Source organism: Mucilaginibacter sp. AK015, assembly GCF_014200785.1.
Taxonomy (GTDB): Bacteria; Bacteroidota; Bacteroidia; order Sphingobacteriales; family Sphingobacteriaceae; genus Mucilaginibacter.
Genome location: NZ_JACHCV010000001.1, coordinates 16,062 through 41,454, shown reverse-complemented (window position 1 = coordinate 41,454; position 25,393 = coordinate 16,062). Strand labels below are relative to the sequence as shown.

Sequence of the window (25,393 nt, the reverse complement as noted above, 5' to 3'; positions counted from 1 at the left end):
ATAATTAATTTGTCAGTGTAATGTCTGGTACTTAGCATAATACAATACTAACGGGGTTAAACTTATTGCTGCCTTCATTGTCATATATACAACTGTAACGTTATAATACCGGCAGCGTTGATGCCATGGTTGGTTAGCTTTACTTATATTTAGGGCATGGAAACCACAGATCAGATCTATACATCAAAAAAAGGTTTTGTCATTTACTGCGTTTTGGGGCTGATTTCCATAATGCTGGTAAGCTACTGCTTTCACAAGCTTTACCTGCCGGCAATACTTTGTTTTGCGGCAACAGGTATAATTATTTTGCCGATAGTATTTAATACCAATTATACTATTACCGGCACCGGTAATTTAAAAGTTCGCTGTGGTTTTTTTGTTAACCTGACCATACCGGTTGCCGATATTAAAAAGATAACGCCTTGCAAAACTATATTAAGCGCGCCCGCCCTTTCATTCGACAGGCTGGAAGTATTTTATAATAAATACGACTCTGTGGTGATTTCGCCGGTAAATGCCGACGATTTTATTGCACAATTACAAGCGCTAAACCCGGCAATTGAATATACCCATAACGCAAGCTAAAACCTCTTACTTACAAATGCTAAAACGCTACATATTATTATTCGCGACCGTTTTTTTTATTAACCAGTGTTTAGGGCAGGACACCATCCAGGTAAAACGGAAATTGTCTAACCAGGTAACCGAAGTGTTCACGGTATTAAAAAGCAATGTTAATATAAGGCATGGATCGTTCAGCGCCCTTTATAAAAACAAGGTGCCGGTTGCCAGCGGCACGTATGGCAACGATAAACGTGTTGGTTTATGGCGGTTTTACAACCCCAAAGGTGTGGTGCTGCAAACCTATGATTATAGCCATAGCCGCTTATTTTACGAAGCGCCTGAAGACAGTACATCACATCTTTCTTACCTGGTAGATAAGGAACTTAAAGCCGGCGACAGAGTTATAAAACCTATAAAGATAGGCGGCACATTTTATGGTTATCTGCCCTATTTAACATTGTTTAAACTGCCTAAAGATCTTGATTTTTACCGGAACCAGCTTACTGCTGTTGTAGAATTGCTGGTAAGCCCGGGGGGACGCCTTGCCGACTATAAAGTAAACTTTTACATAGGTGATATTTCGGCTATACCTTTCAGAACCATCAACATGAACCTAAAACTGCCCGACCCTGCCTACCTGATGTTTATACCCGCCCGGTTAAATGACGAACCTATAGCATCTACCATAAAAATAAGATGCGTGGTGAACGGTGCAGGCCATCTTGATTTTGAATAAGGATTTGATAGCCATAAACAGCAAGAGACGCGAAGCTTCGCGTCTCTTGCTGTTTATATGCTGCTGCTATTAATGTGCATGATGACCATCCGGGCCGTGCGCGTGGCCGTGCGATAACTCTTCGAGCGTTGCAGGGCGCACATTTAGGATCTCGCCTTTGAAGTGCAGTTCCTGGCCTGCCATAGGATGGTTAAGGTCCACAATTACTGAATCCTCGGTAACCGAAACAACCTGGCCCTGAAAACGGTTGCCATTGTTGTCCTGCAAAGGTAAAACCTCGCCTATTTGCGGTAGGTCCTGCCCCTGAAACATCTCTTTTGGCAGGTTAGCTACGGCTTCTTCATCAAACTCGCCATAACCTTCGGCCGCTGATATGCGGAAATCGTAAGTATCCCCGGTTGACAGGGTACTTAATTCTTCTTCAAATTTTGGTATCATTTGCCCGGCGCCAAACAAAAAAGTTAATGGCTGCTCCTGCGTCGCGCTTTCCTGTAACCCTTCGGTCCCGTCCTCTTTTTTTACATACAGGTCGTATGTTAATGATACTACGTGTTGTGGTTGAATTTTCATTTCATAGTTGTTTTAAAGGCTTGGAACTCCATCCCTGGCGTTAGCCGGGGTTATCACAATACCTGTTTATTTGTATAAGGAATTAATTATTTATTTGTTTTAACGCGTCGGTGATATTATACACCGGCAGGCCGCAGGTTTTATCCCTGCATACAAATATCCGGGTATCACTGTTAAACCTTTCAGCCAGCAAAGGTAAACTTCCATCCTTACCTCCCAACATTATTTTATTAGGGATGTAATTTTGTTCCATTTCAACACGCTTCGCTTCGGCATTGTTACCGGTGATGGCCACCTCATAGGTGCCAAAAACTTCGTCGAGCAGCAGCATGGTCCAGTTTGCATAAGCCGTACTGTATTTTGCCAGGTGGGGCACAATATTTCGCAGTAATTGTGCCGATACCTCCAGGTAACCCTGGTTATCAAAAAACAGCCCCAGTTTTTTAAGGTTACGCGCCATAACCGAGTTCGATGCCGGTATCACTCCATCCATAATTTCAGATTTACGGGCGATGAGTTGCTCGTCGTTATCGGCTGTGTAGTAAAATATGCCGCCGTCTGCATTGTAATAATGTGCAAGGGTATAGTCGGTCAGCTTCTGGGCCTGTATCAGCCAGTCCTCGTTAAAGGTAACTTCGTACAGGGCTATAAACGCGTCGATGACGTTGGCGTAATCGTCAAGAAAAGTGGCCGCATTATCCTTGCCGTCCCTTTTATATACCCTTGAAAGTTTGGCACCATTTAGCATATTATCATTTATAAACTCCGCGTTCTTCAACGCCAGCGTTAAATATTCGGGTTTATTAAAAGCACGATAAGCTTCGCAAAGGCCTTTCAGCATCAGACCGTTCCATGACGCTAATATCTTATTATCAAGCCCCGGGCGCACGCGTTTACTGCGTGCTTCTAAAACTTTTTGCCGGGCAGTGTTAATCCGGCTCGTCAGTTCCTCAACGGCCAGGCCCAGCTTTTCAGCCAGTTCTGCATCCTCCTCGCGGCGGAGGAAAACGTTTGATGCCTCTTCTTCCCAGTTACCATCTTCGGTAACATGGTAGTAGATATTGAACAGGTCGGCATCATTGCCTAAAATCTCTTCTATTTCAGCTTTGGTAAAAATGTAATACTTACCCTCCTTGCCTTCGCTATCGGCATCCAGCGCCGAGTAAAAACCATTTTCGGGCGATGTTAGCTCACGGCTTACAAATGCGATGATCTCGTCGGCAATGGTTTGGTACAGCGGGTTGGGTTTCCAGGTGTGGGCTTCGGCGTATAGATTAAGTAACTGGCCATTATCATAAAGCATTTTTTCGAAGTGGGGCACATGCCAAACCCCGTCGACCGCGTAACGGGCAAAGCCGCCGCCAATATGGTCGTAAATACCGCCAAAGGCCATTTTTTTTAAGGTTAGCCTTACATTCTGGGCAACTCCTTCATCCTTCATCAGGTAGGCATAACGCATCAGAAATTGCACGTTAGCCGGCATCGGGAATTTTGGCGCCCCGCCAAAACCACCTTCAACCGGGTCAATGTACCGGCGCCACGTAGCCATTATCGTTTCCAGGTCGGCCCTGGTATATTTCGGCTGTTCGGCAACAAAAGCCACCGATTCGTATTGTTTAATGCCTTCGGTCAGTCGCACAGCGTATTCTTCGGCTTCTTCGGGTTTGGTCTTGTAAAAATCGGCCAGGTTTAACAGCAGCGATGCCCAGTCGTTCTTGCGGAAATAGGTACCGCCGTATATTGGCCGCTGGTCGGGCAGGCAAATGCAGTTTAGGGGCCAGCCGCCGCGGCCGCTCATCAATTGTATGGCGCTCATGTAGATCTGGTCTACATCCGGGCGCTCTTCCCTATCCACTTTAATGCACACAAAATATTCGTTCATTACGGCGGCCACACTTTCGTCCTCAAAGCTCTCATGCTCCATAACGTGGCACCAGTGGCAAGCCGAGTAGCCAATGCTCACCAATATCAGTTTATTCTCGTCCTTTGCTTTTTGCAGCGCTTCGGTACCCCAGGGATACCAGTTGACCGGGTTATTGGCATGCTGCAGTAAATATGGCGATGTGGAGTTGGCAAGCTTGTTCATAGGGTGGATGTTGTACTTAGATAATTGGCTAAATTGTTAATTGTTTTGAGGATGTGCAAATTGCAGTGCGTCATTGTTACCCTTCTTTACTCACCCGGTCATTGCTTCGCCCGACCACCCTCTCTCCGCTGCGCGCAAAGAGGGTCGAAAAATCTTCTCCTCACCCTCTTTGCGCAGCAGAGAGGGTCGCGCACGTAGTGCCACGGGGGAGTCCAGCTCCGGCAGATCATTTTACTCACCTGGTCCTTGCTGGCCCGACACCTTTTTCTTCGCTTATGCGGAAAGACGGAAATACAAAATTCCTCACCCTCTTTGCGCAGCAGAGAGGGTCGCGCACGTAGTGCCGCGGGGTGAGTCGACCGATAATTTGCTATATTCACAAAACTAAACATGTCTGATACCACCAAACTCAAAGCCGCCAAAACTATCATGTTGCTGGCCGCTGTCTATAATATTTTTTGGGGAATCGTTATATCGGCTTATCCGCAGATCATACTTTTCGGCAACCCGCCTACCGATTTCCTGCTTATCATTCTGCGTTGTGTAGGGATGCTGGTTGGCGTTTACGGCATCGCTTATTACTTTGCATCTAAAGACCCGGTTGCTTACTGGCCCCTGGTATTGGTAGGCTTTATCGGCAAACTGCTGGGGCCAATCGGCTCGGTATATTACATCTGGCTGGGCAAACTGGCACCCTCCTTTTTTTGGGTAAACGTTTGGAACGACTTGATATGGCTGCTGCCCTTTGGCTGGATAATATATCAGGCTGTGAAAAAAAAGCTATAAACCCATCGGAATAACTCAAGCCTGGCTGCCATTTTTTTTTGGCAAAAACGGGCTAAAACGAATACGAGTTAAACGCATGAAGGCCGTTTCAAGGTCGTTTTTGTCCTTAAAAAGGCCGTTTAATGGTGCTCATATTTCAGCGTAATTTCAACTATAAAGAAACGTAGCTTTACCCGGCGAATGCTCAACGTTGATAAGATTAGGCGCCGTGGAAAATTTCAGTTGCCAATTTATTTAGCTTTCCCGAGCAAAACACTAATTTCGCGGTACAAGAAAAGAGGAACTGGATTTGGATTATTTAGCAGGGTTAAACCCCGAACAAAAAGCCGCCGTACTACAAATAAAAGGCCCGGTAATGATCATTGCCGGCGCGGGTTCGGGTAAAACACGTGTGATCACATACCGCGTTGCACACCTTATACGCAGCGGTGTGGATAGCTTTAACATACTGGTACTTACCTTTACCAATAAGGCTGCCCGCGAAATGCGCGAGCGTATTAATCACATTTGCGGCCCCGAGGCCAAAAACATCTGGATGGGTACCTTCCACTCGGTTTTTGCGAAGCTTTTAAGGGTCGAGGCTGATAAAATTGGCTACCCCAACAACTTTACCATTTACGATACCGACGACAGCAAAAGCGTTATCCGCGCCATATTAAAAGAGATGCAGCTGGATGATAAGCTGTATAACCAGAATTTTGTATACAACCGCATAAGCGCGGCAAAAAACAACCTGGTTGGCTGGCAGGAGTATCAAAATAACGACCAGATACAGGCCGATGATTTTAGCAGCGGGCGCGGTATGCTGGGTAAAATATACGAAACCTATGCACAACGCTGTTACCGCGCCGGTGCAATGGACTTTGACGACCTGCTTTTTAAAACTAACGAACTTTTAAAGAACCACCCCGACGTACTGAACAAATACCAGCAGAAGTTTAAGTACCTGATGGTGGACGAGTACCAGGATACCAACTTTTCGCAGTACCTTATTGTAAAACGCCTTGCCGCCGTAAACGAAAATATTTGCGTGGTAGGCGACGATGCGCAGAGTATATACGCCTTCCGGGGTGCCAATATCCAGAATATCCTGAACTTTGAAAAGGATTACCCCGACCTGAAAGTGTTTAAACTGGAACAGAATTACCGGTCGACCCAAAATATTGTAAATGTTGCCAACAGCGTAATCGCCAATAACAAAGAGCAGCTTAAAAAGCATGTTTTTTCGGAGAAGGAAAGCGGCGACAAAATAAAGGTGATGCGCGCGTTTAGCGACAATGAAGAAGGCAAACTGGTTGCTGATGCCATTATGTACCAGCGAACCTCAAACGGCCTTAAATGGCACGATTTTGCCATCCTTTACCGCACCAACGCGCAATCGCGCTCCATGGAAGAGGCCCTGCGCAAAAACGGCATCCCTTACAAAATATACGGCGGTTTATCGTTCTATCAGCGTAAAGAGATCAAGGACCTTATAGCGTACTTCAGGCTTACATTTAACCCTAACGACGAGGAAGCGCTTAAACGTGTTATCAATTACCCAAAACGTGGCATTGGCGACACCACTGTTGACCGGATAATTGTAGCTGCCGACAAAAACAACATCACCCCTTTCGAGGTGATCTTGCAGGCTAACCGGTATATTGATAAAGTACCCGCATCGTTAAACGCCTTCGCGGCTATGATACAAAGCTTCCAGGTAATCACCAAAAACCAGAGTGCTTACGAAGCGGCGCTGCACATTGCGCAGCATTCCGGTTTGCTTAAAGACCTGTACGAAGATAAATCTGTTGAAGGACTTAACCGTTACGAAAATATACAGGAGTTGCTGAACGGTATCAAAGAATTTTCGGAACGGGAAGATATTGAGGAAAAGGGCCTGGATGTTTTTATGCAGGACGTAGCCTTATTAACCAACGACGATAACGACAAGGATAAAAATGCTGATACCGTATCGTTAATGACCATCCACTCCTCAAAAGGCCTGGAATTCCCGCAGGTACACATCGTCGGGCTCGAAGAAAACCTGTTCCCGTCGCAGATGTCGCTTAACTCGCGCAGCGACCTGGAAGAAGAGCGCAGGCTGTTTTATGTGGCCATTACCCGCGCCGAATATAAGCTTACTATCAGCTACGCGACATCGCGTTTTAAGTTTGGCACGCTGATAAGCTGCGAGCCCAGCAGGTTTTTAGATGAAATTGATGCCAAGTATCTGGAGCTTGATTTTACAGCTAAACCAGCCGCCTCCGCAGGTTCGTTTGACGACGAGCGCAGTGCCTGGAGCCGCCGTGCCGATACTTTTTCGAAACCTAAGGCAGCGAGCGCGCCGCCGGTTAAAACAACGTCAATACTGGCAAAAGCACATGTACCGTCGCCGGGCTTTAAACCGTCAGATACATCAAACCTGCAGGTGGGTATGCAGGTTGAGCATGAGCGTTTTGGTTTTGGAAAAGTGCTGACCCTTGAAGGTAACAAACCTGACGTTAAAGCCACTATATTTTTTAAAGAAATAGGCCAGAAACAACTACTGTTGAAATTCGCGAAACTAAGTATAGTAAGTGGGGTAGAGTAAAATTTTATTCCCACTATATGTAGAACAAATTCCACACTTATAAAAACACACATTAACTATTTGTTAATTACGCTTAATTAAGCCGTATTTAATAAGTGGCACTTGGTTTGGATAATAGTTAATACCCTTTTCCCTTAATTAACTATTATTATGTACATGATGAGCGAGACCATAAAAAAGAAGACCAACAAATCAGCTGGTAAAAACATCCGTACACTTCGCCACGAGCGTGGCTGGAGCCAGGAAGATGTTGCAAACCGGTTGGGTATTTCTATCCCTGCCTTTTCGAAGATCGAAACAGGGGTCACCGATATTAACTTATCCCGGCTTGAACAAATTGCCAATATTTTTGAAGTAAGTGTTGTTAATCTTCTTTCGCTTGAGTATGTAGAAGAACCCAGCACCCAGGACGTGAGCCTTAGCATAGTCCAGAAAAAACTAATTGACAGGGAGACCGAGATAACCAATTTACAGCGTAAAGTTATTTTACTGTACGAAGAATTGCTGAGCAAAAACCAGGTAGCGCTGTAAGGGTGTTCGCTTAAGTGTTCAATATAAACAACAAACAGTACTGTTTAGGCGGTAATCATTCGCTTTTTTTGTTTCACTATATGTAATTTATTTAAGTTAATCTTAATTATTTGCATCTCGTGAAAATAAAAGGCGTTTTATTGCCGCTTTGCTGTTTTTTTGCTTTTTTAAATAACCCGGAACAGTCCTTTGGTTTTATAATTGTACAACATAGGTATAAAAAAATAGCTATGTCAAATTACATGATCTCGATTGCGAACGACGACCTGCCAAAGGATGGGACCATTCATGACAGGCGTAGCAAATTGAAAGTAAAAGCATCCGGTTTTTTCAGGTCGCACCTGAAACCGCGTGAAGGTGAGGTAAGGTTTTTTGTAACAGCCGGCAACGAAACGCTGGCCTTTGAAACAGAAGGTTATAAAAGGCACAGGCAGTTACTTATACTGCAAATGATATCACGGTACTGTGTTTATCTGGGGTTATTTGAGGCGCAGATACACAGCACTTACCCGGGTTAATAACAAGCGGTTAAACGGGCGCCCTGCTGGTATCGTTAAGCATTTCGCTCATCTCGATAATTTTCTGATCGATATCAGATACGCACTTGTCCATCATTACAATACATTCTTTTTCGTCAACAAGCTTTTCCTTTTCCAGGTTCATTAAACCACGAAGGGTAGCTATGGGGCCGCGTATCTGGTGCGATAAGTATGACGAATACTCGGATAGCTTTTTATTCTTTATTTGCAGGTCTTTGGTACGCTCGTCAATAATTTCTTCAAGGTGATGGTTTACGCGGTCCAGGTTATCCTTTTGGCGCAATACTTCGCCGTTAAGCTCGGTAAGTTTTGTATTGGTTGCCGCTTTGCGCTTAACATTGCTAACCAGCAAAGCTATTACCACTAACAACAAGCCTGCTACAACGGTAACCGCCCAAAATTTTATCCGGTCGTTTTGCTGGCGTTGAATGGTCAGTTCGTTTTCGCGCTGCTTTGCCTGCTGCTTAAACTGCACCTGCAGCATATTTATTTGATTGGACTCGTTTGACGCATAAATGGTACTATCCTGCCTGAATATCTGCTGCAGGTAATACAAAGCACGTTCGTAGTTTTTGCGCTTGGCCTCTAATTGGTAAGTGGTGTAAATATAGTCCGATTCCAGTTTCTCATCCTTCACCGCTTGCGAATATGCCTGCCCTTCCTGCACAATTTTTTCGGCATCGTTAAACCGCTTTTGCGCGATATATAAAGATGCCAGCGTAAGGTTCGTACTGGCAACAGGCTTATTCAGGTCGCGTTCTTTTGCGGCTTTATTGGCTGCAAGCAGCAGCTTTTCAGCAATATCATATTGGTTAAGGTTAAAGTAAATTACCCCCCTGTTTTGCAGCGCCTGTATAAGGTTTACCGAATCTTTAATAGCAACAAAAATATCATTTGCCTTGTTGTAATAATTTAAAGCCTGGTTAAAGCTTTTTTTACGGTAGTAAACATTGCCAATATTTAAGTATAACGAGCCGGTTAGCTGCTTATCGGCCAGCTTAAGGGCAATCTCTAAAGACTTGTTCAAATACTCTAATGAACTGGCGTAGTTATTATCCAGGTATAAGTTCCCTATATTATTATAAACTTTCGCCTCGCTTCGCAGGTCTTTAATTTTCGAGAAAGTGGATAGCGCCAGCAAATAATCATGAATAGCGGCGCTGGCCTGGTTTAAATAGTAATTACCAATACCCCTAACCCGGTAAGCTTCGCCTATGCCTTTATCATAGCCGGCCTTCTCTGCAAGTTCAAGGGCCTTGTTAGCATAGCTAACGGTTTGGTCGGGGCTGGTTAAGCGGTTATCGTATGCTTGTTTATTCAGTTTAATTACTTCATTACTATCCTGTGCCGCAACACCGTCAATACCCTTCGCGTATATAGTTGTACCAAGCAAAAAAACAAGAAGAGTAAAAATTTTATTCATTACGGCTCTGATACGTTATATTATGGTGAAAGTTATAAAATTATTATAAACAATGGTTACCGGGTTAAATTTAATAAAAAACAGCAAGAAAATTTTTTTTTCATTATTGCCTGATAATTAAAAAACATAATTATATTTGTCTTGTTAATTTACTGATTGTTAATAAGTTACACGGTTATTAACATATTATTGTATCAAACAATAAACGGTAAAATATACGATTTTTATTAACTAATAGTTACTAAATAATTGTTAAACTACCAAAAATAGGTGAATAATTAAAAGTTGCTTAAAGGCTAACTAAAAATGAGAAATTGATTAGTGAAAAATATAAGAATAAATCTGTTGGCCTGTGTGGTTGTATTAATTGGGTTGCTTTTATCCTCGTGCGTTAAACAAAAAAATATACGCGTGACAATGGATATGTTTTTAAAAGCAACCACGGGCACCAGGAAAGATATTGGAACAGCAGACTGATAACAAAAAGGAAAAAAGAACTTAATAAAAAAACACAATGAAAAAGTTAATTATCGCAGCGGCACTAATTTTAACAACCGGCATTTTACCATCGTACACCAAACAGGCAAATGTTAAACCTGCCGCCATTGTTGAACAAAGCAACATCGCATTTAAAAAAGACATCGGCACCGCCGACTAATTAACCCATCAAAAAAGTAAAAGTATAACCCTGATATATTACGGATATGAAAAAATCGATAATCGCAGCAGCATTACTCATATTAAGCGCAGGCATCTTACCATCATGCACTAAAGAGCCATCGGTAAAACCTACCGCAACTTTTGAAAAAAGCACTACAGCCAACAAAAAAGACGTGGGCACCGCCGACTAATCAATCATAGAAAATTAATCAACAATAGATAACAACACTTCCCAAATAACAGTCATGAAAAAATTCATCGTAGCAGCAGCATTAGTATTAAGCACAGGCGCATTATCAGCCACAGCGTTAACCGTTAACCATAACACCGTTACTTCAAACAAAAAAGACGTAGGTACCGCCGATAACAAAAAAGACGTAGGTACCGCAGATAACAAGAAAGATGTAGGCACTGCCGATAACAAGAAAGATGTAGGCACCGCAGATAATAAAAAAGATGTGGGCACCGCCGATTAATTATACAACAATTACCAATTAACAACATATAAAACTCCATTAAATAGCAATCATGAAAAAATTAATTATAGCAGCAGCATTAGTATTAAGCACAGGCGCATTATCAGCAGCAACGGTTACCGTTAACCATAACACCGTTACTTCAAACAAAAAAGATGTAGGCACCGCCGATAACAAAAAAGATGTAGGCACCGCAGATAATAAAAAAGATGTAGGCACCGCCGATAACAAGAAAGATGTAGGCACTGCAGACAATAAAAAAGATGTGGGCACCGCCGATTAATTATACAGCAATTACCAATTAACAACATATAAAACTCCATTAAACAGCAATCATGAAAAAATTAATTATAGCAGCAGCATTAGTATTAAGCACAGGCGCATTGTCAGCAGCAACTTTACCGGTTAATCACGCTACTTTCTCGAACAAAAAAGATGTGGGCACCGCTGACAACAAAAAAGACGTAGGCACTGCCGACAACAAAAAGGACGTAGGCACTGCGGATAACAAAAAAGATGTGGGTACGGCAGATAACAAAAAAGACGTAGGTACGGCCGACTAATTGGCAAACACACAGCAATTAACAAACACGCAACACCATCTATTAGATAACGATCATGAAAAAAATAATTATAGCAGCAGCATTAGTATTAACCTCAGCAGTTACCGCATTTTCGCTTACTACCAAAGCCGATAACAAAACCGAAAGCACCCAAGTAAACACGGATAGTTCCGCAATAAGCGTTGCTACACCATCATCGGCTCCAAAGGCAGATATCGGAACAGCCGATTAATAATCTGCACAGCCTTAGTTAAAAAAAATGCCCCGCTAAATCTTAGCGAGGCACGTAGTACTATTACTATATAATCTTTATAATGCCGGTTTTGCGGCAGATTTAAACTTAGCACAATTGTCGATCTGATAGGTTATTGAATAGGCCGCAGCTTCGTCTGTCACCTGCCGTCCGTCGGCAGTTACCTTAAAGGGTTTTTGTAACAGTTGCTGGGCCGATAGTTCAAAATCAACCGCAATTGAATCTTTCATACCTTCCTGCATAAAAGTCCATACGGCTTTTATTTCGTTACCTGATATAGTGCCGTTCAGCATTCCTTTACGTGCATCTTTTTCTTTCGGTATCCATTGCATCTCGCCGGTAACCTTTTCACCTTTCGTTGATAAATGAACAGCAGTAGTATCCTGGTTGCTTGTACCCTCGGTGCGTAAAAAGCAGTATTCCATATTTTGGGCCGGTGCGTCCAGTTGGCCCGCCTGCGTAGTATCTTTTGATATCGCTGCAGTAGTATCGGCATTTTTATTTCCACTGCCCGTGCACGATGCAAGTGCCAGCGCGCATAGGCCAATTACGGTGTATGGTTTCATGTTGAATAGTTTTGGTTGAAAGATAAACGTACAAATACATAAAAAGTTCGGCGCCTTATTTATTAGCCGTTTTACACCTATATTTAAAAACATAAACATGCTTACATTAAACCTGCACCCCTCTCCCGCGTTATTAACAGATCGGCTTAAATTAAGGGCTGTTACACCCGCCGATGCCGAAGATCTTTTTCAGCTGCGAAGTACTGAAGAAGTTAGAAGATATACGGGTATACCCCGCCCCGCATCTGTATCCGAAGTTGAAGGCTGGATTAAAGCGGTAAACGAGGCACAGATGAAAAACCAATCCATCCTGTGGGCTATAACCCTGCGCGGGTCAGATAGCCTGATAGGTACAATATGCTACTGGCAAATACAGCCGGAGAATTACCGTGCCGAAATTGGATATATACTTTCGCCGTTATACCATCGCAAAGGACTAATGACTGAAGCGCTGACCGCGGTGATACAGTACGGGTTTAAGGTAATAAAGCTGCACTCGATAGAAGCGAACACCAGCCCGGCTAACCTGGCTTCCATAAAAGTGCTCGAAAAAACAGGTTTTGTGCGCGAGGGATACTTTAAAGAGAACCTCTATTCCGATGGTAAATTTCTCGATTCGGCCGTTTATTCGTTAATATGTGCAAAAAAATGACCTTATGGATAATTTGTTAGTTAAGTATAAATACATATATTGCCTTCATTATTACAAAATATTACCTATTAGGGCCAAAACTAACTAACAGGTAATAAAACAATACTTAATTAATCGAGTTACAATTAAAAACTAAAAAAAATTAACATGGCAGCTTCAGGAATCACCGCGTATTCAGTAAAAACAAAAACTAAAAATGTTCCAATGATCGATCCGGTTATCGACATTAAATCTGGAAGGTACATTGCAACAGGCAAAGATGCAGATGGTAACAAAATGGCTGCCATCATGGGCAAAGCTACCGCAGAAGAGCATATTAAAAATGGTAATGCAAAAAAAGGTTCTGGCTGGTAAAAAATATTAATACCGAACAAACAAAAAAGACCTGCCTTTTTTTGGGGCGGGTCTTTTTTGTTTGGCGTGTTTATCTTACTTCCATGTATTATAAGGATAAACCGAAAGGGCGGCGTTGGTGTAACGTGTATCGGTGCTAACCTCCCGCCCTATCCAGTCGGGCTTTTCAAAGGTCTCATCTTCGTGCTGTAACTCTATCTCGGCAACAATTAGCCCGTTGTTTTCTCCGGCGAAAACATCTACTTCCCAGGTATGCCCGGCAACTTCCACATTATATCTTGTTTTTTGAATGCCCGACACGGCAAAGCTGGCCAGTATTTCGGCCCCCTCGGCTACCGGTATCTGGTATTCATACTCGCTGCGGGTTATGCCGGCAGACGGGCCTTTAAGTGTAAGGAAAGCGGCATCGCCGGTAACGCGTATCCTAACGGTACGTTTTTCCTCGCTTAAAATATAACCTTGTTTGTAATCTTTACCGGCGGGTTTGGCAACTGCTGCCCATTTTTCGTGATCAAATAAAAACTTTCTTTCTATTTCGGTTGGCATTTACTTTTGTTTTGTAGCATGTAATTTACAAAATACTATTTTTAAAAAATCGTTTATTGGGTACATTTAAAAGTGGTTTTGCACGCGGTACAAGTTAACGATATGTTAAAACCACAGCCTTTCAACATGCGGTAAGGCTAAATGTTTATATTAGCCACCCTACTTAATTATCTTATGAGCCTGAAAAAATTCGCGTTGGTTATAGCCCTTATATCTTGTTTAGCTGCCCCGGCATTTGCTCAAAGGGACACTGTTAGCTTAAATACCATTATTGCCAAAACCGCTAAATACGCGCTTAGCTTCCCTGTAGAAAAAGTTTACCTGCATTTAGATAAACCTTACTACAGCGCCGGCGACACCATCTGGTTTAAGGCCTATGTAACCATTGATAAACACCTGCCTACTACGCTAAGCAATATTGTTTATGTAGATATTGCCAGCCCCGATTCGATGGTACGATTTCTTGAACTGCCGGTTGTAAACGGTGTTGCCCACGGCAATATCATACTCGATCCGGGGAGCTTTAAGCAGGGCAACTACCATTTAAGGGCATACACCGCCTGGATGCGCAATTTTGATGCTGATTATTTTTACAATAAAAATGTAACCATAGGCAACGCCATACAAGGCGCCGTTAACACCGATATTACTTTTAACACCACACCCGGCCAGCCTAAGGTAAGCGCGGCAATAACTTACAAACAACCCGGCGAAGTGCTGGCAGGCAAAAAAGTGAACTGGAGCATAACCAATGCAACCGGCGATGAGCTAAGCAAAGGCAAAGGCACTACCGATCAAAACGGTGTGCTTAGTGTAGTTTTAAACGAAAACTCCGCCACGTCCTTAAAAAATGCCACCTTAACCACCTCTATTGACCTGGGTAACCATAAAGAATCGTTAAACAAATTCCCCCTAACCAACGCCATTGCCGAGCGCGATGTACAGTTTTTTCCGGAAGGTGGCGAACTTACCATGGGCATACGCTCTAAAGTGGCTTTTAAAGCCGTAAACACCAACGGGCTTGGTATGGATATTAAAGGCACCGTTACCGATAATACAGGTGCGGTAGTGGCTAACCTGGAGTCGCAGCACCTGGGGATGGGTGTGTTTGCCATGATGCCGGAGGATGGCAAAACTTATAAAGCCAACATCACTTTTGCCGATGGCATTAAAACAACCTACGATATGCCACGGGTAAAACCCGCGGGCATTACCCTGGCAGTGTACAATAACGACCCTGAGAACATCAACGTAAAGCTATCGGCAAACGATCCTTATTTTAAGGCTAACCAAGGCAGGGCCTTTTATATTATTGCCCAAAACGCAGGTATTATATATTTTGCAGCGCAAACTACGCTGCAGGAACAAAGTTATAGCGCCAGCATCCCCAAAAGCAAATTCCCTGCGGGTGTTATACAGTTAACCCTTTTTAGCGAACGCGGTATAGCCCTAAGTGAGCGGATCGTTTTTATTAAGCGCGCTGCCGATATGCTTACCCTTACACTTACCCCCGACCGCAAGACTTTTACAACAAGGCAGAAGGTTAAGTTCGCGGTGTCGGCAAAAAACAACGCGCTGCCGGTTGCCGGCGAATTCTCGGTATCTGTTATCGATGAATCTAAGGTGCCTTATGACGAGAACGCCGAAACAACCATCATGACAAACCTGCTGCTTACTTCAGACATTAAGGGGTATATCGAAAAGCCTAATTATTACTTCATAAGTAGGGATGTTAACGCCGATGCCAACCTGGATATTTTGATGCTTACGCAAGGTTACCGCCGCATATCTTACCGCAACATTTTAACCGCCAGGTATCCGCAGATATATTTATACCCCGAGCAGCATGGCCTTGAAATTAGTGGTATACTACGCAACAATACGGGTATGCCAATAGCTAAAGGCAATTTAACCCTGCAGATACCGTCGAAAAAAATATATACGCAAACCGTAACGGATATGACGGGTAATTTTAAGTTTTCGGGGCTCAACTTCCCTGATTCATCGCAGGTAGTGATCAGCGCGCGAAACAACGTAAACAGCAAGGCTTTAATGATAGGCGTAAACGGCGACAGCTATCAGCCCGCTACAAAAAACATAAACGCTTTGGATGAGGTGCCCAATATCGACAGCTCGTTAAAAACGCTGCTGCTAAACAGCAAACGCCAGTACGATAACCTGCACATTCTTAAAGAGGTTGTCATCAAATCTACATCGCTGGTTAAAAAGGCCAGCCATAGTGATTACGGCACCTTATCGGCTTTGCCCGTAATAGCCGACCAAACCATTACCGGCGAGCGGTTTAAAGGTTGCACCAACCTGTATCAATGCCTTCCGTCAATGTTGCTGGGTGTTAGCGTAGATGATAACAACCTGTTTTTTACAAAAAACCTGTCTAATAACAACCGCCTGCCCATACAGGTTTTTGTGAACGGCAAACCGGTTGATTACAGTTACCTGAGCAGCTTATCGGGCACTGATGTAGAGACGATAGAGGTTTTTAAAAACGACGGACTAAGTAACATTAATCAAAACTACCAGTCGGATGGTATCCTATCCATTATTACCCGTAAAATACAGACAACCAAAATAACATTTGCCCAGTTACAGGAAATGCTGCCAAAAGGCAACCTGCTTACCTTTAACGCCCAGGGGTACACCGTAGCGCGCGAGTTTTACTCGCCAAAATACGACGCTTTAAAACAGGGCGGCGCTTTGGGGGGCGACCTGCGCAGCACCATTTTCTGGAGCCCTAACATAAAAACTGATAAAACGGGTGTCGCTTCGTTCGATTATTTTAATTCAGACGGAAAAGGAACCTACCGCGCCACTATTGAAGGTATAGATGCGGACGGTAACCTGGGAAGGCAGGTGTTTCGCTATACGGTGAAGTAACACAGGCGCTTAGGCTTGTATATTTGTATTCTAATTTTTACATTTAGGTACAATAAAACCTAAACGTATGGATACATCATTAATTAACTGGCCGGCCGTTATAGTGGCCGCCCTTTCGGGGTTTATAGTTGGCGGCATCTGGTATGCCCCGCCTGTATTTGGCAACGCCTGGATGACGGATAGCAACCTTACTACCCAACAGGTGCAAAAAGGTAACAAGGCAAAAATATTCGGCTTTACGCTGCTGTTTTCGCTGATCATGGCGGCCAATCTTGCAGCCTTTCTGGCGGCTCCAAAAACCGATGTGTCGTGGGGCGCTACGGCTGGTTTTCTGGCTGGGGTGTGGACATTCGGCGCCATTGCCATACATAGCCTGTTCGAGTTGAAAAGCTGGCGTTATATCTTTATTAACGGTGGCTACAGCGTGGTGTCGCTAACCATCATGGGTGCCATCATTGGTATCTGGCGATAAAGGCGCGTAATTATCATATTTGTTGAAACTTAATTACCGCTTAATTGGGTGATATGACATTTGCATGAATCATCTTACCGAACAATAAAGCCCGGTTAGCGTTAAATCATTTTATACATTATATATGAACAACGCAGCAACATACCCAAAAACATTCAGCATTGGCGGCGACCTGCCCGTTAACCGCATAGGTTACGGCGCCATGCGTATCACCGGCAAGGGCATTTGGGGTCCGCCAAAAGATAAAGACGAAGCTATACGTGTTTTAAAGCGTGCGATAGAACTGGGCGTAAACTTTATTGATACCGCCGATAGCTATGGCCCGCATATTTCTGAAGAGTTGATAGCCGAAGCACTGTACCCTTATCCGCCGGATCTGGTAATAGGTACCAAGGGAGGCTTACTGCGCACCGGGCCCGACCAATGGCCCATAAATTCCAGTCCGGCGCATTTAAAAGAAGCTTTAGAAGGCAGCCTGAAACGCTTGAAGCTTGATCAGATAGACCTGTACCAACTTCACCGCATAGACCCCAATGTACCAGCCGAACAAACCTTTGAGTTTTTAAAACAAGCGCAAGCCGATGGCAAGGTACGCCATATCGGCCTCTCCGAGGTGGATATAGACGATATCAAAAAAGCGCAGGATTACTTTGAAGTGGTATCGGTACAAAATATGTACAGCGTAGATAACCGTAAATGGGAAGGTGTGTTAAATTATTGCGAGGATAACGACATAGCGTTCATCCCCTGGTTCCCGCTTAACGCGGGCAATGTTTCGGCCCAGGAAAAGCTGCAGCAGGTGGCAGAAAAACACGGCGCAACCGTTCACCAGGTTGCTTTAAGCTGGCTATTAAACCATTCCAAAAACATATTACTGATACCCGGCACATCAAGCGTAGCGCATTTGGAAGAGAATATGAAAACAGCCAATGTAGCGCTCGACGCGGAAGATATGAACGAACTGGATAGCATATCGCCACCGGTTGGATAAACAGATCATCAAATATTAAAAAAAAGATGCCGGGTAACCTGCATCTTTTTTGCTTTTGTACTTTTACAGCAAATGAAAAGTAAAGAAGAAATACTGAATAGCTATTATACACAAGGCGCCGATGGCATGCCCGAAATAACTGCCGACGGGTTATCACAGGCCATGGACGAATACCGGCTGCAAGCCGAAGAAGCCGCGTTTAACGCCGCCCGCGAGCTTAACGGCGATCAGCCTGCATTTGCCACCTTTGCAGATTATAAAGCCACCCTGCAGGCTAAAAAGGACCAGCAGCCGAAACAAGACACCATAAGGCTTATGGCCGATAGCATTATTGAACAGTTCCTTCCGGATGACCCCAATCAGCTTACTTTTGAATTTAGCTTTAAGGCCGAAGGAGAAAACCACACCGTGCGGTACAACAGGAACGCCGCAGGCCAATGGGAATATGCGGGGAAGCGATAAATTAAAAGTTGAAAGTAAAAAATCAAGTAAATCCTGTGTTCGTGCTCCCGCCGAAGTCAGGCTAATAGTAAGCTACTTTTAACTTTCTACTTTTCACTTTTGACTTTTCACTTTTGACTTTCCACTTTTCACCTAACGCACGTTTGCTACTTTAAACGGTTTAATATCTACTGTTTCCCAAATTTTTTGGGTGATATAAGGCTCGCTTTGCTGCCATGCCGCAAGTTCTTCTTCGGTGTCAAACTGCAGCACCATTACCGATCCTGCCATTTCTCCCTTATCATTTAAAATTGCGCCGCCCAACACATAGTTGCCATTCTCTTTTAAAGTTTTGGCCGCATCAAGGTGGTGCGGGCGTACACTCATACGGCGCTCAAGGGCACCTTCGTCGGTATAATCATAAGCGGTTACAAGATACTGGTTCATGCTTTCGGAGGGTTATTTGTTTGATGATTAACAATTATCAGCAAGTTCTGTTTAGCATGCAAATTATGGTTGTAAAAAAAAATAATGCGCGGTTACAGGAATAACTGTATATTTTACAATATTTGTTTTCCAATTACAAAACCATTTATGACAACCGATCTGAAAAAGGAATTTATTAAGCAATACGGTAAAGAAGCTACTGAAACTTATTTTTCGCCCGGAAGGGTAAACCTTATAGGCGAGCATATCGACTATAACGGCGGCCTGGTTATGCCATGTGCCATCACCTTTGGTTCGTACTTACTCGTATCGCCCAATACAGATAATATTTTCAGGTTTAAAAGCCTCAACTTTGCTGAGCAGGCCGAGGTGCCCCTATACGGCGAGCATCAAAAAACCGGCGAGGTTTGGTATAACTACCCCGTTGGCGTAATCGCTCATTTTTTAAAAGATGGCAAGGAACTTCAGGGGCTTGATATGCTGTTTTATGGCGATATCCCTATTGGTTCAGGCTTGTCCTCGTCGGCATCTATCGAAGTGGTGACCGCTTTTGCGTTAAACGATGTGTTCACGGCAGATTACAGCAGGCTCGACCTGGTAAAGCTATCGCAATCCGTCGAGAACAAATTTATTGGGGTAAACTGCGGCATTATGGACCAGTTTGCCGTAGCGTTTGGCGAAAAGAATAAGGCACTGATGCTGAACTGCGACACGCTGGATTACCAGGCGGTTGACAGTAACCTGGGCGACTACCTGCTGGCCATTATCAATACCAACAAACCCCGCAAGCTGGCCGAATCAAAATATAACGAACGCGTGCAGGAGTGCCAAACCGCCCTTGCCGCCCTAAAGCAGCAGCTGGATATCAATTACCTGTGTGATATAGATGCTGACACTTTCGACAAACATAAGCACCTGATAACCGACTTGGTTGTGCAGGGCCGCGCCAAACACGTAGTAGAAGAAAACGACCGGGTTAAGCTTGCCGCGAAAGCCCTTAGCAATAATAACCTGGCCGAGTTTGGCCGCCTGATGTATGCCTCGCACCAGTCGCTGCGCGATCTTTATGAAGTGAGCGGCCTTGAGCTGGACACGGTTGTAGACTACTGTAAAACAAACCCGGATGTTGCAGGCGCGCGCATGACGGGGGCAGGCTTCGGCGGCTGCGCCATAGCGTTGGTCAAGAGGGATGCTTTTGATAAGTTCAGCGAAGAGGTAACCGCTTATTACAGCGATAAGGTAGGCTACGCGCCATCTGTTTATGCGTCTTTAATAGGCGATGGCGTAGGTATACTGAATGAGGTAGTAGGCAGCAAATAGTGAGGGCCGGGCAGCGGATGATGATACCATTGTTATATTTGCTGCTTATTTGCTACTAAAAACTCATACGCCCACAAAATGCGCAAACTAAAGCTTGACGAACTGAACCGTGCCACTATTGATGAATTTAAGGCGCAGGATAAGCTGCCGGTAGCCGTAGTGCTTGATAATGTACGCAGCATGCACAATATTGGTTCTATATTCCGCACTGCTGATGGCTTCGCGGTAGAGCAGGTTTGCCTTTGCGGTATAACCGCCCAGCCCCCGCACCGCGAAATAGAGAAAACTGCCCTGGGCGCAACACAATCGGTAAACTGGGCCTACTTTGAAACCCCCATGCAGGCTGTTGAACGGTTACGCGCTAATGGCTACAAGATAATAGCCATTGAGCAAGCCGAAAACAGTGCGATGCTGAACACCTTTACCCCCGCACCCAACGAAAAGTACGCGCTGATATTCGGCAACGAAGTTAACGGCGTGAGCGATGAGGTGATGCGGCACATCGATGCCTGCATTGAGATACCTCAGTTTGGTACCAAGCACTCGTTTAACATCGTGGTATCGGCGGGCATCGTGCTGTGGGACTTTTTTGCGAAGATGACCACATAATTCCCGATTATTTGTCATATTTTTATCAAGACTATCCCTTATAAAAATCAATGACTAAACCTAACTTATCTAAACTACAACGTATTACTGCCTTTTTTTTATCTGCAAAAAAACTCCCGTTAATCATATCATTATCCATTACGGTGTTGGGCGCCTACGCGCAGCAACAAAAACCCTCGTATACGCTACTTTGGAAAATAAGCGGTAAAGGGCTAAGCCGGCCATCCTATATTTTTGGCACTATGCACGTTAAGGATAAACGCGTTTTTAACTTTAGCGACTCGGTTATGCTCGCTATTCAAAGTTGTCCTTCTTTCGCGCTTGAAGTACATCCCGATACCCTTATCAAACAAATGTTTGCTACGCTGCACAGCAACGACAGCAACAGCCTGCGCAAATTGCTAAGTAAAGGCGAGTACGACGAACTATCAAAACGTTTTGAAACAAAGAATGGTTATCCGTTAGGCGATATTAACCCTATACAAGCAGAATCAATGATGCGGCCCGTTAAAGACAAGCCGGATGATAAAAAAACGTTTGTGGACGCTTATCTATATGGCGTAGCCAGGGGCCTTAATAAAAACATTTACGGCTTAGAAAACACCACCGACCAACTAAAAAGTTATAGCGACAGCAGTGAAATAAAAAGCAGGCTGCAGGAGATGCTGGAATCGGATGAGGAGGAAGACCTGGAAGAAACCGAACAGATGATAACTATTTACAGTACCGGCGTTCTTAAACAGATTTATGATTATTTAGGCGATGAGAAACTGGCAGATTCTGTATTGATAGGCCGAAACAAAGTAATGGCCAAAAGCATCATAATGCATATGGCTACCCAGCCCATATTTTCAGCGGTTGGTGTTGCCCACCTGCCCGGTGAGAACGGACTTATTGAGCTGTTAAAGAACGAGGGCTATACTGTAACGCCTGTTACCGCTAATTTTACAAATGTAGCCGCTAAATTTAATACCGACTATACAAAACTTAAATGGGTAACCTATACAGATCAGCAACAAGGTTATTCGATAGATTTCCCCTTTGACCCTGTAAAAACCCCGATAAGTGACAATGTTGAGGCGGTAATATATTCAGATATGGCCAACGATATGTTTTTTGGCACATACGCTACACTAACAGGGGCAAGTTCAAGAGCCGGAGCTGCCGATGCAGCTATGAAAAGAATAATCAACAATTTAAAAAGCAAGGATGGTAAAATTTTAAGCAATAAAATAATTTATGTTAATGGGTTAAAAACAACAGAGTTAGTGGTAAAGCGCAACAAACGGTCTACCATGCGTTACAGATTTTTAATGGCCAATAACTACCTGTACTGTATCTATGCGGGTAATGATCTTCCCGGCATAAGTCAGCCCTATGCAAACCGGTTTTTTAATTCGTTTAAAAGTTTTGAACCAGCCGTTATCGCTAATAAAAATTGGATAAATTATAAAAATGATACAGCAGCGTTTAGCATTGCTTTACCCATGAAACCAATTATTGTAAAGCAGCAAATACCAAGCCCGCAAGATCCGAAAGCTAAATTTGATTTGCACATGTATGTAGCTACCGATAGCGTTAAACTAATTAATTACCTGGTAAGGTATAACGACTATCCCGCAGGGATGTACCTGGGTGATAAAAAAGCAGGTTTAGAGGCTATAGCAAAAGAAATCAAACGTAAAGGGGTGAAAATCGTGAAAGTTACAACCATATTTAAAGATGGCTATGAGGGGCGCGAGATAACTTTCGAGATACAGGGTTATACTTGTAAAGCCCAGTTATTTTTGCGCGGAAACCGGTCATACATGTTGCTTAAACAAAATCTGCAGGGTGGCGTTATAAACGACGGGGTAGACTTTTTTAAAACATTTAAATTTGAACCCTACCAGGCATCAACTTTATCACCCTTTGTTATAAATGATAACTACAGGGCAGGTGTATTCGAAAAATCCAAGGTCTCTGCAGATTCCTCCAAAACTTATACATCATATTTACATACCACAAAAACCGTTTTTTCTACAAACCCTGCAACCGGAGGGGTGTTCGGCTTTGAACATGCCAATATCAACAAGTATTACAGGGCTCAGAACATCGATAGCTTATTTAAGCTAGTGCAAAACGACATCGTATCGTATACCGACACCTTACTAAAAAACGATACTATTTATGTTAATGGCATGCGCGGCCGGGAGTATATCACTCAAAATAAAACAACACAATCAAAAGCCCGAAGCCGGGTTCTGATTGATAACGGTAATGTATTTTATCTGGTAAGCCATACTGCCGACGAAGATCTGTTCAGCAACGGCGCCAATATGATTTACAACTCCTTAGTAAAAACATCGCCAACACCATCAATCGATTTAAGCGCATCAAAAGCCCCAATAATTACAACAGATCTTTTAAGCAAAGATACTACCACTTTTAATTACGCTTTAGGCGCACTCTCCTACTACCAGTTCGACAAAACCGAACTTCCATATCTGTATAGCGCACTAAATAAAAGTTATGGTAACGATACCGCTGAAAATGCTACAAAACCAAAACTGATACGGGCGATTGCAAAAGTAAAAGACGAAAGCTCGGTAAATAAGTTAGTTGGGGTATTTAATGCAGCTGGTACAGATACTAAAACCAAGGTGGCCATACTTAATGTAATTGCCAATATAGATAAGGGTAAAGGACTTGAAACGTATTTTAACTTAATAAGCAATATCGGGGATATAAAAACTGATAATGCTTACATGATGTTTAGTTCGATGTACGATTCGCTGGAATATACAGCTGCAAATTATAGCCGGATAATACCTTTATTAAAATATCCGCATTATCGTAGCCCAATATTATCCGTTACCATTTCAATGTTATCTCAAAACAAGTACACGGCGTTGATAAAAAGCCATTTTAAGGAGCTTACGGCTTACGCAAACGACGACCTGGAAAATTACCTGATCAATGATACCACACAAAATAAATGGGGCTATCCTATATATAACTACCTGCAGTTGATGACCAAAATAAAGAATGAACCATTAACTGAAAACTTTACAAACAGGTTAATAAAGCGCGATACCTACTCGGGTTTTAAAAGCGAGGCTGTGCTTGCCCGCTTCGCAAACCACTTACCTACCAACCAGTTGATAATTAATAAATTGTTAGATAGCTTAGCGTTGCGCTACGATGTTTTAGAAGCGTTAAATAAAAGCGGCCAACTTGCTAAAGCACCGCAAAAATATCGCAGACCGGTAGCATTTGCGGAAGCATCGCTTTATAAGTATCTAACAGATCAGGATGAAGGCAATATTGAGCATGTATCTCTTGTGGGCACTTTAACAGAAAAAGGCAGTACGTATTATGTGTTTAAGTTTGATACGGAATACGATACACAAAAGCAGCAGCGTATTGCAATTTGCGGGCCTTATAAGCCGGGCACCACTAAATTAGATTTTAGCGGTTACCATGCCTATAGCGATTGGGAAGAAAAGAAGGCGAACTGGCAATTGCAAGCAAAAAAAATGATCCCTGAATTAAAAAAGCAAAATGCAGAGTTACTTAAAAACAACACAATTAACTGATGAGTCCCCTTGCTAAAAAACTGCTTATAAAGGCAGGTCAGCGCTGGCTGATAATGAATGCCCCCGAGGATTACCTGGCCGCCCTTGAGCCACTGCCGGATGATGTACAATTATCTTTCGATCCGGCGGGTACTTTCAACGGCATACAGGCCTTTGTAAAAAACAGCACCGAATTAGCGGCGACGATGGCGCTGTTAAAACCGCTTTTAACAAACGAAACGGTTTTGTGGGTCATCTATCCAAAAAAAAACTCGGGTATTGATACAGATCTGGAGATGATGAGCGGATGGGAGGTTACTAAGCCTTACGGACTAAGACCGGTGGCGTCCGCGGCGATCAATAACGTATGGACCACCTTGCGCTTCCGTCCCGAACACCTGGTAAAACACTCCGACAGCAGCAAAGAGTCTATCGCGAAACAAAATGAATATTCCGCTTATATCGACCCGGATAAAAAACAGATAACCCTGCCTCCCTACCTGCAGCAAGCACTGGCCGCCGAGCCCGCAGCCATGGCTGCCTACGAAAAGCTGGCCTGGTCGCACCGTAAGGAATACGTGGTTTGGATATTGAGTGCAAAACAGGAACAAACCCGGGCCAACCGCATATCGAAAATGGTTGAAATGTTATTGGCCGGCAAGAAAAATCCGTCCGATAAATAGGGTGTCTTTACAAATCGATATAAACCAGAAAGCGATAGATATCCGCCCGAAAAACCCTTAAAAAACTTTAATTTTTTCAAGAATTTTTAAGTGATTCATCG

28 protein-coding genes are annotated in these 25,393 nt (G+C 43.6%); 22 read left to right on the top strand and 6 right to left on the bottom strand.

Annotated elements, in window-relative coordinates; all coding sequences use genetic code 11:
- Positions 1-156: 156 nt before the first annotated feature.
- Both HDC91_RS00200 and HDC91_RS00195 read left to right on the top strand, forming a co-directional pair.
- Positions 157-585: a PH domain-containing protein gene (locus HDC91_RS00200; RefSeq protein WP_183547234.1), complete on the top strand. Its 429-nt coding sequence runs from the start codon at positions 157-159 to the stop codon at positions 583-585.
- A gap of 16 nt (positions 586-601) precedes the next feature.
- Positions 602-1,300 (top strand): hypothetical protein, encoded by a 699-nt coding sequence (locus HDC91_RS00195; protein WP_183547231.1) that lies wholly within the window; start codon positions 602-604, stop codon positions 1,298-1,300.
- A gap of 69 nt (positions 1,301-1,369) precedes the next feature.
- Here the strand turns inward: HDC91_RS00195 and HDC91_RS00190 are convergent, their stop codons facing one another.
- Complete coding sequence (locus HDC91_RS00190) at positions 1,370-1,870, bottom strand: peptidylprolyl isomerase (RefSeq protein ID WP_183547228.1); 501 nt, start codon at positions 1,868-1,870, stop codon at positions 1,370-1,372.
- Between the two features lie 82 nt (positions 1,871-1,952).
- The gene (locus HDC91_RS00185; RefSeq protein ID WP_183547225.1) at positions 1,953-3,956 is read right to left on the bottom strand and encodes a thioredoxin domain-containing protein; all 2,004 of its coding nucleotides are present in this window, start codon (positions 3,954-3,956) and stop codon (positions 1,953-1,955) included.
- 390 nt (positions 3,957-4,346) lie between these two features.
- Between HDC91_RS00185 and HDC91_RS00180 the strand changes: the two genes are divergently transcribed.
- The 4 genes from HDC91_RS00180 (at position 4,347) to HDC91_RS00165 (ending at position 8,363) form a co-directional block, all read left to right on the top strand.
- Positions 4,347-4,742, top strand: coding sequence for a hypothetical protein (locus HDC91_RS00180; protein ID WP_221262080.1), 396 nt, complete (start codon positions 4,347-4,349; stop codon positions 4,740-4,742).
- A 289-nt stretch (positions 4,743-5,031) separates the two neighbouring features.
- Positions 5,032-7,314, top strand: a complete 2,283-nt coding sequence (locus tag HDC91_RS00175) for an ATP-dependent helicase (protein ID WP_183547222.1) — start codon at positions 5,032-5,034, stop codon at positions 7,312-7,314.
- Between the two features lie 159 nt (positions 7,315-7,473).
- A complete protein-coding gene (locus HDC91_RS00170; protein ID WP_183547219.1) occupies positions 7,474-7,845 on the top strand; it encodes a helix-turn-helix domain-containing protein in 372 nt (123 codons plus the stop codon).
- A gap of 230 nt (positions 7,846-8,075) precedes the next feature.
- Entirely contained in the window at positions 8,076-8,363 is a 288-nt protein-coding gene (locus HDC91_RS00165; RefSeq protein WP_162432847.1) for a hypothetical protein, read from the top strand.
- A 10-nt stretch (positions 8,364-8,373) separates the two neighbouring features.
- Here HDC91_RS00165 and HDC91_RS00160 read toward each other — a convergent pair whose 3' ends face one another.
- Positions 8,374-9,807, bottom strand: coding sequence for a tetratricopeptide repeat protein (locus HDC91_RS00160; protein WP_183547216.1), 1,434 nt, complete (start codon positions 9,805-9,807; stop codon positions 8,374-8,376).
- 514 nt (positions 9,808-10,321) lie between these two features.
- Between HDC91_RS00160 and HDC91_RS00155 the strand changes: the two genes are divergently transcribed.
- Genes HDC91_RS00155 through HDC91_RS00130 form a run of 6 tightly spaced genes read left to right on the top strand, consistent with a single transcriptional unit; the run spans position 10,322 to position 11,738 of the window.
- On the top strand, positions 10,322-10,465 hold the full coding sequence (locus tag HDC91_RS00155; protein WP_162432849.1) for a hypothetical protein: 144 nt from the start codon (positions 10,322-10,324) through the stop codon (positions 10,463-10,465).
- Between the two features lie 46 nt (positions 10,466-10,511).
- Positions 10,512-10,658 carry a hypothetical protein gene (locus HDC91_RS00150; protein WP_162432850.1) on the top strand — a complete coding sequence of 49 codons (147 nt, stop codon included), beginning with the start codon at positions 10,512-10,514 and terminating at the stop codon, positions 10,656-10,658.
- 54 nt (positions 10,659-10,712) lie between these two features.
- Entirely contained in the window at positions 10,713-10,943 is a 231-nt protein-coding gene (locus HDC91_RS00145; protein WP_183547213.1) for a hypothetical protein, read from the top strand.
- A 52-nt stretch (positions 10,944-10,995) separates the two neighbouring features.
- The gene (locus HDC91_RS00140) at positions 10,996-11,226 is read left to right on the top strand and encodes a hypothetical protein (RefSeq protein ID WP_162432852.1); all 231 of its coding nucleotides are present in this window, start codon (positions 10,996-10,998) and stop codon (positions 11,224-11,226) included.
- Between the two features lie 52 nt (positions 11,227-11,278).
- Positions 11,279-11,506 carry a hypothetical protein gene (locus tag HDC91_RS00135; protein WP_162432853.1) on the top strand — a complete coding sequence of 76 codons (228 nt, stop codon included), beginning with the start codon at positions 11,279-11,281 and terminating at the stop codon, positions 11,504-11,506.
- A 55-nt stretch (positions 11,507-11,561) separates the two neighbouring features.
- Positions 11,562-11,738 (top strand): hypothetical protein, encoded by a 177-nt coding sequence (locus tag HDC91_RS00130; RefSeq protein ID WP_162432854.1) that lies wholly within the window; start codon positions 11,562-11,564, stop codon positions 11,736-11,738.
- 77 nt (positions 11,739-11,815) lie between these two features.
- On the opposite strand, the gene HDC91_RS00125 is transcribed toward HDC91_RS00130, so the two are convergent.
- Positions 11,816-12,325: a hypothetical protein gene (locus HDC91_RS00125; protein WP_183547210.1), complete on the bottom strand. Its 510-nt coding sequence runs from the start codon at positions 12,323-12,325 to the stop codon at positions 11,816-11,818.
- A gap of 97 nt (positions 12,326-12,422) precedes the next feature.
- Here HDC91_RS00125 and HDC91_RS00120 point away from each other — a divergent pair, with 97 nt between their 5' ends.
- Both HDC91_RS00120 and HDC91_RS00115 read left to right on the top strand, forming a co-directional pair.
- Complete coding sequence (locus HDC91_RS00120) at positions 12,423-12,977, top strand: GNAT family N-acetyltransferase (protein WP_183547207.1); 555 nt, start codon at positions 12,423-12,425, stop codon at positions 12,975-12,977.
- Between the two features lie 147 nt (positions 12,978-13,124).
- Entirely contained in the window at positions 13,125-13,331 is a 207-nt protein-coding gene (locus HDC91_RS00115; RefSeq protein ID WP_162432857.1) for a hypothetical protein, read from the top strand.
- A gap of 75 nt (positions 13,332-13,406) precedes the next feature.
- On the opposite strand, the gene HDC91_RS00110 is transcribed toward HDC91_RS00115, so the two are convergent.
- Positions 13,407-13,877 carry a CYTH domain-containing protein gene (locus HDC91_RS00110; RefSeq protein ID WP_183547205.1) on the bottom strand — a complete coding sequence of 157 codons (471 nt, stop codon included), beginning with the start codon at positions 13,875-13,877 and terminating at the stop codon, positions 13,407-13,409.
- A 174-nt stretch (positions 13,878-14,051) separates the two neighbouring features.
- On the opposite strand from HDC91_RS00110, the gene HDC91_RS00105 reads away from it, so the two are divergent.
- The 4 genes from HDC91_RS00105 (at position 14,052) to HDC91_RS00090 (ending at position 18,697) form a co-directional block, all read left to right on the top strand.
- Positions 14,052-16,772 (top strand): carboxypeptidase regulatory-like domain-containing protein, encoded by a 2,721-nt coding sequence (locus tag HDC91_RS00105; protein ID WP_183547202.1) that lies wholly within the window; start codon positions 14,052-14,054, stop codon positions 16,770-16,772.
- A 67-nt stretch (positions 16,773-16,839) separates the two neighbouring features.
- Positions 16,840-17,244, top strand: coding sequence for a DUF1761 domain-containing protein (locus HDC91_RS00100; RefSeq protein WP_183547199.1), 405 nt, complete (start codon positions 16,840-16,842; stop codon positions 17,242-17,244).
- 124 nt (positions 17,245-17,368) lie between these two features.
- Complete coding sequence (locus HDC91_RS00095) at positions 17,369-18,235, top strand: aldo/keto reductase (protein ID WP_183547196.1); 867 nt, start codon at positions 17,369-17,371, stop codon at positions 18,233-18,235.
- 72 nt (positions 18,236-18,307) lie between these two features.
- On the top strand, positions 18,308-18,697 hold the full coding sequence (locus HDC91_RS00090; protein ID WP_183547193.1) for a hypothetical protein: 390 nt from the start codon (positions 18,308-18,310) through the stop codon (positions 18,695-18,697).
- A gap of 132 nt (positions 18,698-18,829) precedes the next feature.
- Here the strand turns inward: HDC91_RS00090 and HDC91_RS00085 are convergent, their stop codons facing one another.
- Positions 18,830-19,123, bottom strand: a complete 294-nt coding sequence (locus HDC91_RS00085) for a YciI family protein (RefSeq protein WP_183547191.1) — start codon at positions 19,121-19,123, stop codon at positions 18,830-18,832.
- A gap of 147 nt (positions 19,124-19,270) precedes the next feature.
- On the opposite strand from HDC91_RS00085, the gene HDC91_RS00080 reads away from it, so the two are divergent.
- From HDC91_RS00080 to HDC91_RS00065, 4 genes are all read left to right on the top strand, one after another.
- Entirely contained in the window at positions 19,271-20,443 is a 1,173-nt protein-coding gene (locus HDC91_RS00080) for a galactokinase (RefSeq protein WP_183547189.1), read from the top strand.
- A gap of 78 nt (positions 20,444-20,521) precedes the next feature.
- A complete protein-coding gene (locus HDC91_RS00075) occupies positions 20,522-21,052 on the top strand; it encodes an RNA methyltransferase (RefSeq protein WP_183547187.1) in 531 nt (176 codons plus the stop codon).
- Between the two features lie 50 nt (positions 21,053-21,102).
- Positions 21,103-24,630, top strand: coding sequence for a TraB/GumN family protein (locus HDC91_RS00070; RefSeq protein WP_183547185.1), 3,528 nt, complete (start codon positions 21,103-21,105; stop codon positions 24,628-24,630).
- Positions 24,630-25,292 carry a YdeI family protein gene (locus HDC91_RS00065; RefSeq protein ID WP_183547182.1) on the top strand — a complete coding sequence of 221 codons (663 nt, stop codon included), beginning with the start codon at positions 24,630-24,632 and terminating at the stop codon, positions 25,290-25,292. Before HDC91_RS00070 ends, HDC91_RS00065 begins: the two co-directional genes overlap by 1 nt.
- The last annotated feature ends 101 nt before the right edge of the window (positions 25,293-25,393 follow it).